We start from the raw sequence: 17,043 nt of genomic DNA on the forward strand, positions 1-17,043 counted from the left end.
TGCGTGTTGCAGGCAATCGCTATCTCCCGACTCCTGGCTTTTCTTGCCGGCCGGGTTTGCTGCGGGGGATGCGGGGTGGTAGATCGCGAACGTGCCAGCTCATGTAAGCCAGTCCCAGCGCCCATAACGCCAACCCGGCAACGATCACCGGCCAGAAGAAGAAGATCCACAGCCATTGGTAGCTGGCAGAGGTGGACTTGACGCCAAGAGGTGGTTCCAGATGCAGCTCGACACGTTCTCCCAGCAGGGCTGGCCCAACCTGCAACACCGAGAACGTAACGGTCGAACGCCCACGCGGCAGCGTGGCCGGTGCCGGCTGAGTGGGGCCGCCAAATAGTTTCGGGTCGTCATCCGGCGCTTGGGGTCTCATGCCGCGGCTGATGGTGTGGGCACCGCGTCCGGTTCGTGGTCCGGCTTCGTAAACCACACTCTCGGTGGATGTGCTGACTTGGAGAATGACCGGCTGGCCTGGGTCATCCACATAGTAGCCTTGCGCCCGTTCCTCGTGGCTGTAGCGACCCAGTTCCGGCCGCTCCTGGCCCTGCGCATAAGCATGCCGGAGTTTAAGATCCACGTAGTCGGGGTGCAGGCGCAGTACATTCACCTGTGCGCTATGGCCGGGCTCCAGGGTGAGTGGAATGATGTAACTGTGCGAGGCAATACGGTTGCCTATGGTGCCCACCAATGTGTACAACGCAGCCAGTGCGAAAAGCCACCAGCCGATACGCGCAATCATGCGTTCCATCGTTACCTCCTTGTGCAGGTCTGGGGGCGCCAAGCCCCCGACATCCTGCCCACAGAGTTCCGTGCGTGGCAGCTGCAGTCAACAATCCTCGTCACAACAAGTGGAATTGAGGAGAGCTGCACTCTGGATCTTGCTGGTTCGCAACCGGCTATTGAGGCGGCAACGGGCGCTTGCTGGTTTGGGGCGATCACATCAACAGCTCAGGGATGACCATGCGTGCAGTGGCAGTCGGTTTGTTGTTGGCAACATTGGGAATGGCCGGTTGTGCCTCCATCCCCTTGAGTACCGCGCTACGTCTGTCGTCGATATCGCCAGCCACACTGGCGCAGGTGGATCCGTCGCAGGTGCGCGTGCGCATTGCCTTGCCGCAGGGTGTCGAGCTGGATGTGGCCAGCGCACGCTTGAATCTTGAAGTCAGCAGCGATGGGCACAGCCAGCGTGAGGCCTTGCCGTTGGTGCTGATCAACAAGGAAAAAGGCACCCGCAGCCCGGGTGTTTTCCGCAGTGACATGCCCGTTGTCATTTACCAGTTGCGTCTGGATGAGACCGGGCAGCAGTCCATGCGCCGGTTGCGTCAGGAACTGATGCGCCCAGGTCAAAAAACCATTGCGATGAGTGTGGACGCCCCGTTTGCCGGCTTGCCCAGCGGCACGCGGGAGGTCACGTTCTGGGTGGATACCAAGCTGTCGCTGGTCGATACCTGGATGCCGTTGATCGATGGCGCGACGGTCAAGGTCAGTTGGTCGTGATGGATGCAGGGTTTCGTTTCTAGAGTTTTTGCTCAGATGTATGTTTGAACATCGAAATTATTGGGGGATATGCTGTGGATGGAGTCGTTAGCTCAGATGTAAAGGATAAAATTTCAAGAATACGTGATGGTTGCAAGTTGATTCTTGATAACGCTTCTTCTCTTTATGACGAGGCGCAGATACTTGGTCAGGCAGGGGCTTTTCAGCGCTGCACATTTTTGCATCTGATATCTATCGAGGAGTGCGCGAAGATTGATTCTCTTGGTGCTGCTGCAAAGGGTTTAATAATTGGGTTTGATTTGGATCTTGATAGGTTGCATAAAAATTTGACCAGGCATGAGATTAAGAATCATATAAACTCTTGGAACTTCCCCTTCACGGCGGAGGAGGCTGATCATTCGGCAGGTGATAGAGATGCGGCCAGGGTGGCGGCAAATAAACTCAAGGGTGAATACCATAAGCTCGTCAATGGCATTAAAAACAATAGTTTATATGTTGACTTTGATGGGGTTGAGTATAGGAGGCCTCTCGAAAGTGTGGGTGAGTCCGCTGCGCTCTGGTGTCGAGATGTCAATGGTGAATTTCTTCGTAGGTCGGAGCTTTTTTTAAGGCTGCTTGATCGTATGGTTGAAGTTCCAGATGGCTACAAAAGACTGTGGGATGTTTGGGGTGGCCGGATTGTTGGATCAAAAGATGGCGAGGAACTTCGAGGGCATCTTTCAGCAATGCAGGGCGATTACGCCAGTTTTACGGGACAAGCCTCTCCATAAATTTTGGTTTGACGTATGCGCCATGAATCGAGATACAAAAAAAGCCGGCTCTCGCCGGCTTTTTTTGTACTTCACAGCAATGTCAGTTTGCGCTGATCAACGCACCGGCATGCCAGCCTGCGCACCGTCATCGGCATCGAGCAGGGCCAGTGCGCCGCCGTCGAAGCCGGCCGACAGGATCATGCCTTCGCTGATGCCGAAGCGCATCTTGCGTGGGGCCAGGTTGGCGATGAAGACCACATTGCGGCCGATGAGCTTTTCCGGTTCGCCGTAGGAGCCGCGGATGCCGGAGAAGATCTGGCGCTGGCCCAGGTCGCCGGCGTCGAGCTTGAAGCGCAGCAGCTTGTCCGAACCTTCGACAAAACCGCACTCCAGCACCTTGCCGATGCGCAGGTCCAGCTTGGCGAAGTCGTCGATGCCGATGTAGGCCGGGGCATCGCCTTCCACCTTGGCAGGTGCAGCAGCCGCTTCGGTCTTGGCCGGCTTGTCAGCCTTCTTTTCGGCCTTCGGGGTTTCGGTGGTGGCCGGAGCCTGGTTGAGGGTGTCCTTGGAGGCGTCGGTCATGGCGTCAATCAACTTCGGGTCAATACGGGTGAACAGCGGCGAGTAGGAGGCCGGCAGGGTCTTGCCGTCCAGTTCGACACGCTGGGTAAGGGAGAGTGTGGTGCCCAGATAGGCTTCGGCCTTGGTCACGGTGGCCGGCATGATCGGCTTGAGCACGGCAGCGATGTCGGCAAACGCCTGCAGGGCGGTGCTCAGCACGATGTGCAGCTCGGTGCGACGTTCCGGATCCTTGGCCAGTGCCCACGGTGCGGTCTGGGCGATGTATTCGTTGACCTGGTCGGCAGCGGTCATGGCATTGCGCACGACGCCAGCAAAGTTGTTCTGCTCGTACAGGCTGCTGGCCGTGTCAACGGTGAGCATCCCAACTGCACTACGAATTGCTACATGTTGAGTCCAGATATCACCCAACGCTTCGGTTTCAGCCGGAAGTGTCGGCTGGGTCCACAGCGTGTTGCCGAAGTGGGTATCGAGCAGCTTGGCGCAGCGGCTGGCGATATTGACGAACTTGCCGACGACATCGCTGTTCACGCGGGCCACGAAGTCAGACAGGTTCAGGTCCAGGTCGTCCACGCCGCCGCCGCTTTTGGCGGCGAAGTAGTAGCGCAGGGCTTCGGCTTCCAGGCCGACATCCAGGAAGGTGCGGGCCTTGACGAAGGTGCCGCGCGACTTGCTCATCTTCGCCCCGTCCACGGTCAGGTAGCCGTTGACGTGCAGGCGGGTCGGCACCTTCATCCCGGTGCCGTGCAGCACCGACGGCCAGAACAGGCCGTGGAAGTTGACGATGTCCTTGCCGATGAAGTGGTGCAGTTCGGTGGCCGAATCGGCCGCGGTGATGGCGGCAAAGTCATCGCCGGTCTTCGCACAGAGGTTCTGGAAGCTGGACAGGTAGCCGATCGGCGCATCCAGCCAGACGTAGAAATACTTGCCCGGGGCGCCGGGAATCTCGAAACCGAAGTAGGGCGCATCGCGGGAGATGTCCCAGGCGCGCAGGCCGCCTTCGGCATCCAGCCATTCGGCCAGTTTGGCCTTGACGCCCGGCAGGGCGACATCGCCGGCCAGCCATTCGCGCAGGAACTGCTGGAAATTGCCCACTTCAAAGAAGTAGTGCACCGAGTCGCGCATTTCCGGGGTGGCACCGGAAACCACTGACTTCGGCTCGATCAGGTCGGTCGGCCCATAGGTGGCGCCGCAGACTTCGCAGTTGTCGCCGTACTGATCAAGCGCCTTGCACTTGGGGCAGGTGCCCTTGATGTAGCGGTCCGGCAGGAACATGCCCTTGGCCGGGTCGTAGAACTGGGCGACGCTGCGCTTGGAGATGTGGCCGGCGGCCTCGAGCTTGAGGTACAGCGCTTCGGTCAGCGCCTTGTTGGCCGCCGAGTTGGTGGAGTCGTAGTGGTCAAAATCCACGCCGAAGGCGGCAAAGTCGGCCTCGTGGCTGGCCTGGATGTCGGCAATGTAGGCCTCCGGGCTCAGCCCGGCCTTTTCGGCGCCCAGCATGATCGGGGTGCCGTGGGTGTCGTCGGCGCAGACGTACCAGACCTTCTCGCCCAGCATCCGGCGTGCGCGCACCCAGATGTCGGCCTGGATGTAACCGACCAGGTGGCCGAGGTGGAGCGGGCCGTTGGCATACGGCAGGGCGTTGGTGACAAGTGCGCTACGGGTCATGACCGTTCGATGGGACGTGGGAACGCGACATTATCGCATGCCCGGCCGGCACCGCCGGTGCGGCTGCCCGGGGCGCGCGGCTCAGCGCCCGGGCTCGAATTGGAACACCTGCTCGATACCCACGCCCAGTGCCTGGGCGATCAGGAAGGCCACTTCCAGCGAGGGCGAGTAGCGGTTGGCCTCGATGGCGATGATGGTCTGCCGGGTGACGCCCACCCGCTCGGCCAGTTCCTGCTGGGTCAGCCCGCCTGCCTGCTGGCGCAGCTCGCGCAGGCGGTTGCCCAGGCGGCCGGTTGTCTTGCCCATGGCTCACATGCCCCAGCGGTGCAGGTACAGCTGGCTGGCCAGGGCCAGCACCTGGGACAGCACCCAGAATGCGAGCAGCACATGGACAAAGGCCGCGTTGCCCGGCACCAGCACGGCGACGCACAGGGCGCAGAACACCCCGCAGGCCAGCAGCCAGGATGCCAGCCGGCTGCTTTTCAGCTCGATCAACACGTCGCGCTCGTCGCGGCTCACCCCGCGCCCGCGCAGTTCGCGCAGGCTACCCAGGGCGAGCAGGGCATGGCCGATGACCTGGACCACCACCAGCACGACCAGCAGGCCGATGAAGCTGCCGATCTGCGCCGGCCCGATGGTGGCGCCGGTGGCGGGTACGACGCGGGCGAAGTACACCCCGAACACCGCACACAGGCTGGCCAATACCAGCCACAGGCTTTTTTCATGGAAAGACAGGGGCATGACGGACTCCCGGGCAAGTGCGGTGGATGTCAAATAAACCTGACATCTGCAGGCTGCGCCCGGTATGACGTGAATGTCAATTATTTTTTACATCGTACCGATGGTGCGGCCAGTGCCGGGGGCCACAACGCAACAACCCGGCCAGTGGCCGGGTTGTATGAGGCAGCGTTGTCGCCGGGGCAGGCTTACAGCCTTTCCCAGACCTGGGTCTTGCAGATGAAGGCAATGCAGCCGGACACCTCCAGCTTGCGGCCGCCTTCGATCAGGGCCATTTTCGAGTTGTAGACCTTGCCTTCGTCCGGCTTGAGGATCTTGCCGCCCTTCCACTTGCCGGCGCCGTCGGCGCGCATGCCGCGGATGATTTCCATGCCGGTGATCGGCTGGTTCTTGCGGTCGTCCTCGCACTTGTCGCAGACCGGGTTCGGGCGCGACGGGTTGAGCAGCTCGACGATGCGGCCGTTCAGAGTGCCGTTGCTGGTGCGGCGGATCTCGACGATGGACTTGGCGCGGCCGGTATCCGGATCGATCTGGCGCCAGCGGCCTTCGGCCGAGTTGTTGGCCTGGGCCAGGCCGGTGGCGAAGGTGAGCGGCAGGGCCAGCAGCAGGACCTTGATGGCAGTGTTCATGGGTTCCCCTCCCAGGGATGTCAGGTGAGCGGTGTGTTCATCGCGTCAAGGGCGAATGTACCCGCATTCGCGTGCGTACGGTATTTGCAATGCAGCAGGCAGTGCGGTCAGTTCATGCTCGTGACGGACAGGGGCAGATGTCCGGTTTTCAGGGCTGCGGCGCGCCCCACAGCGCGGCGATCCGCCGCGCCAGCGCGTAGGGTTCGGGTGCATCGCGGTTGCTCAGCAGCACGATGTCCAGCCGTTGTTCCGGGAAGCGGATCAGCACGTTGCGAAAGCCGATGCTCTCGCCGCTGTGCCAGGCCAGACCCGGGTGCAGCCGCCAGCCCAGGCCGTAGTGGCTGACATCCAGCTCGCCGTGGACCGGGTTGGCCGCGCTCAGTGCCTGGCTGACCAGGCTGGCCGGCAACACGCGCGGGGTATCCAGCTGGGCCAGCCAGCGCGCCAGATCCTCTGCCGAGCTGTAGATGCCGCCATCGCCGAGCACTGCGCTGGTCAGGCTCTGGTCGCTGCGCTGCCAGTGGCCATCGAGCTGGCGGTAGCCATAGGCACGAAAGGCAATCGCCGGGCCGTCATCGGTGCGCGCATGGGTGTGGTTCATGCCCAGCGGCAGGAACAGGCGCTGGCGCAGGAACTCGGCATAGGCTTGCCCGGAGGCTTTTTCCACCACCAGCGCGAGCAGGGCATAGCCGCTGTTGGAATAGCGGTAGCTGCTGCCCGGCGGGAAATAGGTGCGGTCCTGCCCGCGCAGGATGGCCAGCACGTCGGCGTCGCGCAGCTGCTTGTCAAGGCCGACGGGCAGATGGTCTTCGTAATCGACCAGGCCACTGGCATGCGTCAGCAGATGGCGCAGGGTCACCGTGCGGGTGGCCGGCGGCAGGCCGGGCAGCCAGCGTGCCAGCGGGTCATCCAGGCCCAGTACGCCGTCGTGCTCGAGCAGCAGCACCGCCATCGCGGTGAACTGTTTGCTGACCGAGGCCAGGCGGAAGTTGGTCCGGCCATCGACCGCCTGCCGGCTGTCCAGGTCGGCCAGGCCATAACCGCGGGCATGCAGCACCTGCCCGTTTTTGAGGATCAGCAGCGCCGCGCCGGGGCCTTGGCCGTGGTAATCGGCCATCAGTGTATCGCTGGCCTGGCGGCGCGCGGCATCGTTGTGGTCACTGGCGTGGACGGGCAGGGCGAAGGCCGAGGCGGCGGCCAGCAGCACGGGAAGGAAGCGTCGCATCGGGTTCACTCGGCCGGGGTGGAGGGGGTGGCGGTCTGGCTGTCGATCCAGCGCTGGATCTTGCCCTGCAGGATATCCAGCGGCAGCGAACCGTCACGCAGGATTTCGGCATGGAACTGGCGCAGGTCGAACTGCTCGCCCAGTGCCTGGCGGGCGTGTTCGCGCAGCTTGCGCAGCTGCCATTCGCCGGCCCGTGCCGACAGGGCCTGGCCGGGCATGGCCAGCGAGCGTTCGACCTCCAGCGCGGCATCGGCGGCACTGAGGTCGGCCTCCTTCTGCAGGTACTGCGCCGCCTGCTGGCGGCTCCAGCCCTGGGCATGCAGGCCGGTGTCGATCACGATGCGCGCGGTGCGCAGCAGGCTGGCATGCAGGTAGCCCAGTTGCTCGTGCGCCTGGTCATACAGCCCCAGCTCCTGCCCCAGCGCCTCGGCGTACAGGCCCCAGCCCTCGACGAATGCGGTATCGCCGGTATAGCGACGGAAGCGCGGCAGGGCGCTGCCATTGCCACGCTGGCCCAGCTGCAGGTGATGGCCGGGCAGGGCTTCGTGCAGGTACTGCTGGGTGATGGCCCAGCGCGGGCGGCTGGCCAGCTCGTGGGTGTTGATCCGCAGCGTGCCAGGCTGGTCGTTGCCGGCCGGCGGCTGGTAGCTGACCGCACTGGCGGTCAAGGCGCGCGAGGCGTCCAGCGGCAGGATCTGCAGCGGCGCCAGTTCCAGTGCCGGCATCACCGCGGCCAGTGGTGCGGCCAGCTCGCGCCCGGCCTGCTGGTAGGCCTGGACCAGGGCCTGGGCGCTGGGCAGCGCATGGGCCTTGTCGGTGTGCAGGGCGTGGATCGCGCGCTCGCGCCGGCCGCGGATGCGGTGGCTGCGCAGGGTGCTGGTGATTTCGCCCTGCAGCCGGGTCACTTCGGCCTGGGCCAGCTGGTGCAGCTGCTGCGGGTCCTGGCTGATGGTGGTGTACTGGACGATGTTGTGCGCATACAGCGCCGCGCCGCCGGGCAGGGCGCCGAGGCCATCGCTGTCACGGCAGGCCGGCAGGTACTCGGTGGCGATGAAGCCACGCAGTGCGCGGTAGGCCGGCAGGATGCGGTTGTCGATCATGCGCTGGTATTCGGCGCTGAGTCGCTCGCGGTCGGCGGCGCTGAACTCTTCCGGCATCGCCCGGATCGGGCCCCAGAACAGGCTGTCCTGGGCGGTGTCGGCGGCCAGCACCGCATCCAGCTGCGGCAACACTTTTTCCATCAGTGCCCGCGGCTGCACCACACCGGCGGCGATGCCCTGGCGCATGTTGTCGATGGCCTGGTTGAACAGCGTGGGGATGCCCAGCGAGCGCCGCGACCAGTTTTCGTAATCCTTGACGGTGTTGAACGGCTGGGCGCCGGCACCGGAGCCGAGCAGGGCGATGATCGTAGCCGGGTTGTAATAGGAATTGACCGGCAGCATCCACGCCGGGTGGTCGCGCCCGGCCAGTGCGGCGCGGGTATCACGCACGAAGATCTGGTAACTGAGCAGGTCCTGGCCCTGCAGGCCATCGGCGCCGATGGCCTCGGCCCGGGCCAGCCATTCCTGGTTGAACTCCAGGTACTGCTGGCGGAAGGCCAGCGACAGCGTGTTGGGCAGCTGGTCGTTGTAGCGGGCATCGCCCTGCAGGGTGGCCTGCAGGGGATCGAGCTTCATCAGCGCATCCCAGTACTGGGCATACAGCGCGTTGAGCCGGTTGGCCTTGTCGGCCGGGGCGCTGGCAGTGCGCCGCTGGGCTTCGGCCGGTGGCGCCGGCAGGCACAGCAGGCAGGTACCCAGGGCGAGCAGCACAGCGCGGGACAGGGACACGATCATCGGCAGCATCAAGCAGTTGCAAGCACTGCAGAGTGCCTGATAGCCACGCTCAATGACAGCTTGACAGCCTCGCCGGGCTGCGCCACAGGTAAAGGGTTCAGTTGCCGCTGCGTTCGCCGGCGCGGGTGAACGGCACCGTATCCGGGGCCACTGCACCGCCGGAAATGATGAAGCTCATCGCCTGGTCCACGCTCCAGTCGGTGGGGGTGAGCAGCTCGACCGGCACGATTTCCAGGTAGCCGGAGGTCGGGTTGGGGGTGGTCGGCACATACACCGCGGCCAGCTCGCGGCCGGTGCCGGTCTCGCGGATGACCCGGGTGACCAGGCCGACCGACTTCATCTCACGGTGCGGGAAGTCGATCAGCACCACGCGCTGGGTGCTGCCCGGCTTGGTCTGCAGGATGTCCAGCAGCTTGCGTGCGCTGTCATAGATGATGCTGGCCAGCGGGATGCGCTGGATCAGCGCCCCGGTCCAGGCCAGCAGCTTCTGCCCGACCACCCGCCGGCTCAGCGCGCCGACGACGATGATCACCAGTACCGTGGCCAGCAGGCCGATCACATCCTGCATCCACTCGGCCTTGAACCAGCCCAGCGACTCGGGAAAGGAGGCGGCCACCCGTTCGGAAAACGGCACCACCAGCGGGCGGCTCAGGCTGGAGAGCAGGACGAAGACAAACTTCACCACGACCCAGGTCAGCCAGATTGGCAGCAGGGTGAGCAGGCCGGTCAGGAACAGGCGTTGCAGCGAAGGGCGGTGGGGCTGGGGGACGGCATCGGGCGACATCGGCGCATTGTATCGGGGTGTGAAGACGCACGTGGCTTGTGCTCATTCATGTTCACGGGCGTGCTGTCGACCGGCGGGACTTTGCATTGGTGTTCTGGTTGTGTATAACACCGATTCTCAGGCGGCCAGCTGTGGCCGGCCGCCCTCCGCGCACCGGGTGCGCACTGACCGGGGAATGGGGGACTACGGATGGTGATGTTCAAACGGATGGCCTGGGCCGTGTCCGGGCTGCTTTGCCTGCTGCTGGTAGTGATGCTGGTCTCGCGCTACTGGCCGGCATCCGCCATGCAAAAGCAGGCCCGCGCAGCACTGGAAGGGCCGGTGGCCTGGCCGGGTGACAACGGCTGGGCGCTGCTGGAAACGCTCAGCCATGAGGACCTGGACATGGCCCAGCGCCAGGCCCTGGTCGATGACCGTGCCGCGCGCTTTGCGCAGTGGGTGCAGGCCACGGCGCCGCAACGCTACGGCGAGCCGGAGCCGGGCCCCGTGCAACATGGGCAGCTTCCCAAGCTGGCGCTGCCAGGGCAGCGCTGGATGGCGGACGAGGTGCTGTGCCGTGGCGGCAACCGCGACTGCCTGGCCCAGGTGAGGCGTGATCCGCAGGCGGTAGCGGCCGCGTTGCAGGCACGCCGTGGCGTGATCGAACGGGTGGCGGCACTGGCCGATTACGGCCACGTGCGCTCGCCGTACCTGGCCGATGTGGACATGCCGTATCCGGCACCCATCTCGCGCCTGTTTGACCCGCTGGCTGCACACGCGCTGGCCCATGCCCAGGGCGACAGTCCGCTGGCAATGACCGGGCTGTGCCGGGACATCGGTACCGCGCGCATGCTGCTCGGCCACAGCGACAACGTGGTGGTGGCGATGACCGGCCAGTCCATGCTCCAGGCAAATACCTTGCTGCTGGCCCAGGTGCTGGCCGAACTGCCGCCTGCCACCCCGCTGCCGGAGAGCTGCGCCGCCGTGCTGGTGCCGCTGTCGGTGGAGCAGATGAGCCTGTGCATACCGGTACGTGGTGACTATGCGATGGTGGGCGCGGCCACCCGACAAAGTTATGAGCATGAAGTAGGTGACACCGCCGGCGGCTCGTGGCTGTTCAATGTCGACAAGACCCTGAACCGCAATGCAGCCTACATGGGACAGGGCTGCCTGGCACCGCTGCGCCAGCGCGTGGCGCAGGATCTGCCGGCCCAACCCGATCTTGCGGTCAGTTCGCTCTGGCGGGTCGAATGCCCGGCCAATGCCATTGGCTGCATCCTCTCGGCCATCGCCGGGCCGGCGTACACCGATTACATCCTGCGCGCCCAGGATGCCGGCGCGCAGCAGCGCCTGCTGGCCGCGCTGGTCTGGTTGCGCGGGCAGCCGGGCGATGAGCCGCTGGCGCAACGCCTGCAGCGCCTGCCGCCGGAGCTGGTTTCTGCGCAGCGGCCGATCCGCCTCAGTGTCGATGGCCGCGCGCTGCAGGTGGACAGCTATTACCGCAAGGGTCAGCCGGCCAATGGGCCGGTCAGCCTGCCACTGCCGCAGGCCTGGTGGCCGGCGCCAGCCCCGGTCACGGCCGCGGCCGCGGACACACCCGCGCCGTGAGCGCGTGGCCGGGTCAGGGCCGGCCCGCTGCGGTGCGGGATGTCATCGGGGCCAGTGCTGGCGTGCTCAGCGCTGGTCCGGCTTCAGCCGGATGTACACCTGCTTGCGCACCCGGGCCACGACATCGCCCTGGGCATCAATAATCTCGTTCTCAAACCAGCGCAGCACCTTGTCGCCGCCACTGGCCTGCTGCCGGAGCTCATCAATCAGTGCCTGGCTGAGTTTGAACTCGGCAAATACCACCGCCTTGCCCGGTTTGATGAACTCGATTTCGCCGGCCTTGTCCCAGACGAAATAGGCCGGCCCCAGGTTCTTGAGCAGGGCCAGCATCCAGAACGGGTCGGTCATCGAAAACAGGTTGCCGCCAAAATGGGTACGCACGTAATTGACGTTCCACAGGCGCTGGCGCAGCTCGACCCGGATGGCGCGGTAGTCGGCGCTGATCGCGGTGACGTGGATGCCGGCAAACAGGTAGGGCGGCCACAGGTTGATGGCATGGCGGAAGAGCGTGGCGTTCATCGCGGACGGATTGCAAAACGAAAGCGCGCAGTCTAACAAACGCCCCCGTACGGTGAGTCTGCCGGCCCTGCGGAAACGACAACGCCCCGCTGGGCGGGGCGTTGTCAGTGATGACCTGGCTACCGTTGCCGGCAGCCCGCCTGGCCTGGGCTTCAGAACAGGATCGAGCTCATCCTGCGGCGGTAGCGGCTGACCAGGTCTTCGTCCTCGATCACCCGGAACGCATCGATCAGTGCCTTGCGTGGCAGGCCGTCGGCAAAGCTGCGGTCGGCGGCGAGCATGGCGATGAACTGCTCCAGCGCGGCCTCGTCCTCGCCGGCCAGCAGGTGCTGCACACCGCGCAGGTGGCGCGCAGCCAGGTCCTTGTCATCGTCGGCAATGCGCGCATCGAGCACGACCGGTGCCGGGGCATCGGCCAGGGCGGCGGCAAAATCCAGCCGGGCCCTGGCGCGTACCGCGCGGTCATCGGTGGACAGGTTGGCCGGCAATGCATCGATCAGGGCACTGGCCTCGCTGCTGGCGCCGGTCTTGAGCAGGGCCAGGGCGAGGTCGAGCTTGAGCTCGTCCTTGTCCGGCTCGGCAGCTACCGCGGCGCGGGCGGCGGCGACCTGTTCGGCCGGGGTCAGCTCCACCGCGGCCACTTCGCCCAGGTCTTCGCTGGTCTGCGGGGCCGGGGTGATGTTGTTGCGGGTCAGGAACTCACGCAGCTGGTTTTCCGGAATCACCCCCGGGAAGCCGTCGATGATCTGGCCCTGGTACATCAAAAACACGGTGGGCACCGAGCGGATCTGGAAGGCGGCGCCGACCTGCTGCTCCTTGTCCACGTCCACCTTGCCCAGCACGAAGGCGCCGTTGTACTCGGCCGCCAGCTTTTCCAGCAGCGGGCCAAGGGTCTGGCAGGGGCCGCACCAGGTCGCCCAGAAGTCGATCAGCACCGGGCGCTGCATCGATTGCTGGATGACCTCGGCCTCGAAACCTTCGGTGGTGACATCAAAAACGTGGGGCTGCGGGTGCATGGGCGCGGCTCGGTAATGGTTCAAGGAACTTGCAACATGGTGGTGGTGCCGGCACAACTCAAGCCTGTCCCTGCAGGCCGCGCGCGGGTGCCGGGGGATGCGGGCACAATGGGCGCCTGTACCCCGGATTGATCCTGCAATGCCCCAGCCTGTTTGGTCGCGATTTTCTTTCCCGGCCGCGTTGATCGCGGCCAGTCTGTTCGCAGCCGGTGTGCTGCTGGCATGCGTCCAGGTGCCCGAATACCGGCTCATGCAGCATCCGCTGGCGCTGCTGGGAACCTTGCCCGGCTGGCAGGGCGGGGTGTTCCGGTGGCTGCTGTTCGTGCTGCCCGGCCTGCTGATGGGCATCAGTGCGCTGTGCCTGCCGCCGGCGTTGCTGGCAACGCGCCCGGGGCGGATCAGCCAGCACCTGCTGGTGATTGCCGCGCTGGGATTCATGTTGATGGGCATGTTGCCGATTGCGCCGCACGGTCCGCTGGAAACGGCGATGCGTGCGCAGGCGACGGCCTGGCTGCTGTGGCTGGCTGCCGTCGTCGCGGCGCTGGTGATGCAGGCCATGGCCCTGCTGCAGGCCGGCCGCCAGCGTTGGGCAGTGGCCGCACTGGGCAGCGCGCTGTTGCTGCTGGTGCTGAGCCTGCTGCCGTTGCCGTGGTTGCCGGGCCCGGTCGCGCAGCTGCTGGCCTGGGCCGGCTGGATGGTCTGCGCGGCGGTACTGGCGCAGGTTGGCGCCAGAGGCCGGCCGGTGGTGACTTCCGATCCGGATTAATCCCTTGCCGCTCAATGGGGTGGGGGCAGGTCGGGGGGCTGGATTGGTAGCCCTTGCGGCACTGCGGTAACCTTCACGGTTTGTTGCCGTCCAAGCCCCCGTGTCCATGTCCAACGTAGAAATCAACGCCTACGACCCACAGCAGGTCGAATCCACCGCCCAGTCGTTCTGGGAGGCCAGCCGTGCGTTCGAGGTTGCCGAAACCACGGACAAGCCCAAGTACTACTGCCTGTCGATGCTGCCGTACCCGTCAGGGGCGCTGCACATGGGGCACGTGCGCAACTACACCATTGGCGATGTGATCAGCCGCTACAAGCGGATGACCGGCTTCAATGTGCTGCAGCCGATGGGCTGGGACGCGTTCGGCCTGCCGGCCGAGAACGCGGCGATCAAGAACAAGACCGCCCCGGCCAAGTGGACCTACGCCAACATCGCCCACATGCGCAGCCAGCTCAAGTCGCTGGGCTATGCCATTGACTGGACCCGCGAGTTCGCCACCTGCAGCCCGGACTACTACGTCCACGAGCAGCGCATGTTCGTGCGCCTGATGCGCAAGGGCCTGGCCTACCGCCGCAACTCGGTGGTCAACTGGGACCCGGTGGACAACACCGTGCTGGCCAACGAGCAGGTCATCGACGGCCGTGGCTGGCGTTCCGGCGCGCTGGTGGAAAAGCGCGAGATCCCGCAGTGGTTCCTGCGCATCACCGATTACGCCCAGGAACTGCTGGACGGCCTGGATGAGCTGGACGGCTGGCCGGAATCGGTCAAGACCATGCAGCGCAACTGGATCGGCCGCTCCGAAGGCCTGGAGATCGAGTTCCAGGTGCGCGATGCCGACGGCAGTGCGCTGGACCCGCTGCGCGTGTTCACCACCCGCCCGGACACCCTGATGGGCGTGAGCTTTGTCTCCATCGCCGGCGAACACCCGCTGGCCCAGCATGCTGCCAGCAGCAACCCGGCACTGGCCGCGTTGCTGGCCGAGCTCAAGCAGGGCGGCGTCTCCGAAGCCGAGCTGGAAACCCAGGAAAAGCGCGGCATGGACACCGGCCTGCGCGCCATCCATCCGGTCACCGGCGAGGAAGTGCCGGTGTGGGTGGCCAACTTCGTGCTGATGGGCTACGGCACCGGCGCGGTGATGGCCGTCCCCGGCCATGACCAGCGCGATTTCGAATTCGCCAGCAAGTACGCCCTGCCCAAGAAGCAGGTCATCGTGCTGAAGGACCCGCGCAACGACGAGGAGCGCAGCTGGTCGGCCGATGAGTGGAAGGACTGGTACGGCGACAAGACCCGTCAGATCGAGCTGATCAATTCGGCCGAGTTTGACGGGCTGGATTTCCAGGGCGCCTTCGAGGCACTGGCCGAGCGTTTCGAGCGCAAGGGCCAGGGCCAGCGCCGGGTCAATTACCGCCTGCGCGACTGGGGCGTGAGCCGCCAGCGCTACTGGGGCTGTCCGATCCCGGTGATCTACTGCGGCAAGTGCGGCGCGGTGCCGGTGCCGGAAGACCAGCTGCCGGTGCTGCTGCCCGAGGACGTGGTGCTGGAAGGCACCGGTTCGCCGATCAAGTCCGACCCGCAGTGGCGCAAGTGCCAGTGCCCGGAATGCGGTGCCGACGCCGAGCGCGAGACCGACACCTTCGACACCTTCATGGAATCGAGCTGGTACTACGCCCGCTACACCTCCCCGGGTGCGCGCGAGGCGGTGGACAAGCGCGGCAACTACTGGTTGCCGGTGGACCAGTACATCGGTGGCATCGAGCACGCGATCCTGCACCTGATGTACTTCCGCTTCTTCCACAAGCTGCTGCGCGATGCACGCATGGTCGACAGCAACGAACCGGCGAAGAACCTGCTGTGCCAGGGCATGGTCATTGCCGAGACCTTCTACCGCGAGCTGCCCAACGGCGGCAAGGACTGGTTCAATCCGGCCGACGTGGATGTGGTGCGTGACGAGCGCGGCCGCATCACCGGTGCCACCCTGCGCGCCGATGGCCAGCCGGTGGTGATCGGTGGCGTGGAGAAGATGTCCAAGTCCAAGAACAACGGCGTGGACCCGCAGACGATGGTGGGCAAGTACGGTGCCGACACCGTGCGCCTGTTCTCGATGTTCGCCGCCCCGCCGGAACAGTCGCTGGAGTGGAACGAGGCCGGTGTCGATGGCATGGCGCGCTTCCTGCGCCGGCTGTGGGCGCTGGTGGCCCGGCATGTCGAGGCCGGTGTGGTGTCCTCCGCGCTGGATGTGGCCAGCCTGACCGCACCGCAGAAGGACCTGCGCCGCAAGCTGCACGAGACCATTGCCAAGGTTGGTGACGACTACGGCCGCCGTTACAGCTTCAATACCGCCATTGCCGCGGTGATGGAGCTGCTCAACGTGCTGGGCAAGTTCGATGATGCCTCCGACAACGGCCGCGCGCTGCGCCAGGAAGCCCTGGAAACCGTGGTGCTGCTGCTCAACCCGATCACCCCGCACGCCTGTCATGCGCTGTGGCAGCAGCTGGGCCACGCCGAGACGGTGCTGGAAGACATCGCCTTCCCGCAGGCCGATCCGGCGGCGCTCAAGCGTGATGCGCTGACCCTGGCGGTGCAGGTCAACGGCAAGCTGCGCGGCACCATCGAAGTGGCTGCCGATACCAGCCGCGAGCAGCTGGAAGCCCTGGGCTTGGCCGAGCCGAACGTGGTCAAGTTCCTGGAAGGCATGAGCGTGCGCAAGGTGATCATCGTGCCGGGCAAGATCATCAACATCGTTGCTGGCTGAGCGGCCCGGTCCACACCTCCGGGTTCACACGGCATCGGGCAGACTGGCTGCCCGTTGCCGCCACCGTCCTGCTGCGCCACACTCCTCCCATGACTCGACTGCTCCTAAGTATCGCGCTTGCCGCCGGCCTGGCCGGGTGTGGCTTTCACCCACGCAACGCCCTGATGCTGCCGGCCGACGTGCCGGCGGTGCAGGTCACCTCCAATGTGCCCTACAGCGAGCTGACCAAGCTGCTGGAACGCAACCTGCGTGCCACCGGGGCGCAGATCATTGCGGCCAGCGCCCGCAACGATGACCCCACCGAGCTGGAGCTGGCCGCCGATGCGGCACGCCTGCAGGTGCTGTCCGAGCGCTGGGGCGATCTGCCGATCGCCATCGATGGCCAGGGGCGCACGCAGGAATACCGGCTGCGTTATGCCACGATCTTCGTCTTCAAGCGTGCCGACGGTTCGGAGCTGGTGCCGCAGCAGGTGATCGAGCTCTCGCGCGATTACGTCGCCCCGCCCACCGATGCCACCGGCACCAGCACCGAACGTGAAATCCTCGCCGCCGAACTGCGCCGCGAGATGGCTGCCTCGATCCTGCGCCGTATCGATGGTGTGGTGCGTTCGCAGGCGGCCAGGGGCACCCTGGATGTCCGCCAGGACAACAATGCACCTGTGCGCTGAGCGGCGGCAGCCTTTACTGCGCGGAGCGGCC

At 65.3% G+C, this 17,043-nt stretch carries 16 protein-coding genes; 6 read left to right on the top strand and 10 right to left on the bottom strand.

Features of this window, described 5'->3' with window-relative positions; all coding sequences use genetic code 11:
* Window positions 1–19 precede the first annotated feature (19 nt).
* Entirely contained in the window at window positions 20–745 is a 726-nt protein-coding gene (locus tag ABB25_RS03200) for a hypothetical protein (protein ID WP_152980963.1), read from the bottom strand.
* 212 nt (window positions 746–957) lie between these two features.
* Between ABB25_RS03200 and ABB25_RS03205 the strand changes: the two genes are divergently transcribed.
* Window positions 958–1,494 carry a hypothetical protein gene (locus ABB25_RS03205; RefSeq protein WP_152980965.1) on the top strand — a complete coding sequence of 179 codons (537 nt, stop codon included), beginning with the start codon at window positions 958–960 and terminating at the stop codon, window positions 1,492–1,494.
* 44 nt (window positions 1,495–1,538) lie between these two features.
* Window positions 1,539–2,264: an AbiV family abortive infection protein gene (locus tag ABB25_RS14175; RefSeq protein WP_083488079.1), complete on the top strand. Its 726-nt coding sequence runs from the start codon at window positions 1,539–1,541 to the stop codon at window positions 2,262–2,264.
* A 96-nt stretch (window positions 2,265–2,360) separates the two neighbouring features.
* Here the strand turns inward: ABB25_RS14175 and metG are convergent, their stop codons facing one another.
* The 7 genes from metG to ABB25_RS03240 form a co-directional block, all read right to left on the bottom strand.
* Complete coding sequence (gene metG / locus ABB25_RS03210; RefSeq protein WP_057663629.1) at window positions 2,361–4,493, bottom strand: methionine--tRNA ligase; 2,133 nt, start codon at window positions 4,491–4,493, stop codon at window positions 2,361–2,363.
* A gap of 81 nt (window positions 4,494–4,574) precedes the next feature.
* Window positions 4,575–4,799, bottom strand: coding sequence for a helix-turn-helix transcriptional regulator (locus tag ABB25_RS03215; protein WP_057663633.1), 225 nt, complete (start codon window positions 4,797–4,799; stop codon window positions 4,575–4,577).
* A 3-nt stretch (window positions 4,800–4,802) separates the two neighbouring features.
* Window positions 4,803–5,234 carry a hypothetical protein gene (locus tag ABB25_RS03220; protein WP_057663635.1) on the bottom strand — a complete coding sequence of 144 codons (432 nt, stop codon included), beginning with the start codon at window positions 5,232–5,234 and terminating at the stop codon, window positions 4,803–4,805.
* A gap of 185 nt (window positions 5,235–5,419) precedes the next feature.
* Window positions 5,420–5,860, bottom strand: coding sequence for a DUF2147 domain-containing protein (locus ABB25_RS03225; protein ID WP_057663639.1), 441 nt, complete (start codon window positions 5,858–5,860; stop codon window positions 5,420–5,422).
* A gap of 148 nt (window positions 5,861–6,008) precedes the next feature.
* Entirely contained in the window at window positions 6,009–7,085 is a 1,077-nt protein-coding gene (locus tag ABB25_RS03230; protein WP_057664447.1) for a serine hydrolase domain-containing protein, read from the bottom strand.
* A gap of 5 nt (window positions 7,086–7,090) precedes the next feature.
* The gene (locus tag ABB25_RS03235; protein WP_057664448.1) at window positions 7,091–8,920 is read right to left on the bottom strand and encodes a DUF885 domain-containing protein; all 1,830 of its coding nucleotides are present in this window, start codon (window positions 8,918–8,920) and stop codon (window positions 7,091–7,093) included.
* Between the two features lie 97 nt (window positions 8,921–9,017).
* On the bottom strand, window positions 9,018–9,704 hold the full coding sequence (locus ABB25_RS03240) for a DUF502 domain-containing protein (RefSeq protein WP_057663642.1): 687 nt from the start codon (window positions 9,702–9,704) through the stop codon (window positions 9,018–9,020).
* A gap of 195 nt (window positions 9,705–9,899) precedes the next feature.
* Here ABB25_RS03240 and ABB25_RS03245 point away from each other — a divergent pair, with 195 nt between their 5' ends.
* Window positions 9,900–11,291: a hypothetical protein gene (locus ABB25_RS03245; RefSeq protein ID WP_152980967.1), complete on the top strand. Its 1,392-nt coding sequence runs from the start codon at window positions 9,900–9,902 to the stop codon at window positions 11,289–11,291.
* A 66-nt stretch (window positions 11,292–11,357) separates the two neighbouring features.
* Here ABB25_RS03245 and ABB25_RS03250 read toward each other — a convergent pair whose 3' ends face one another.
* A complete protein-coding gene (locus ABB25_RS03250) occupies window positions 11,358–11,810 on the bottom strand; it encodes a DUF4442 domain-containing protein (RefSeq protein ID WP_057663649.1) in 453 nt (150 codons plus the stop codon).
* A 152-nt stretch (window positions 11,811–11,962) separates the two neighbouring features.
* Complete coding sequence (locus ABB25_RS03255; protein ID WP_057663652.1) at window positions 11,963–12,826, bottom strand: tetratricopeptide repeat protein; 864 nt, start codon at window positions 12,824–12,826, stop codon at window positions 11,963–11,965.
* 139 nt (window positions 12,827–12,965) lie between these two features.
* On the opposite strand from ABB25_RS03255, the gene ABB25_RS03260 reads away from it, so the two are divergent.
* The 3 genes from ABB25_RS03260 to ABB25_RS03270 all read left to right on the top strand — a co-directional run bounded on the left by ABB25_RS03260 (window position 12,966) and on the right by ABB25_RS03270 (window position 17,012).
* Window positions 12,966–13,592 carry a hypothetical protein gene (locus tag ABB25_RS03260; protein WP_152980969.1) on the top strand — a complete coding sequence of 209 codons (627 nt, stop codon included), beginning with the start codon at window positions 12,966–12,968 and terminating at the stop codon, window positions 13,590–13,592.
* 106 nt (window positions 13,593–13,698) lie between these two features.
* Window positions 13,699–16,344, top strand: coding sequence for a leucine--tRNA ligase (leuS, locus tag ABB25_RS03265; protein ID WP_057663658.1), 2,646 nt, complete (start codon window positions 13,699–13,701; stop codon window positions 16,342–16,344).
* Between the two features lie 89 nt (window positions 16,345–16,433).
* Window positions 16,434–17,012, top strand: a complete 579-nt coding sequence (locus tag ABB25_RS03270; protein ID WP_057663661.1) for an LPS-assembly lipoprotein LptE — start codon at window positions 16,434–16,436, stop codon at window positions 17,010–17,012.
* Window positions 17,013–17,043 lie beyond the last annotated feature (31 nt).

The sequence above is a fragment of the Stenotrophomonas koreensis genome (assembly GCF_001431525.1).
GTDB lineage: Bacteria > Pseudomonadota > Gammaproteobacteria > Xanthomonadales > Xanthomonadaceae > Stenotrophomonas > Stenotrophomonas koreensis.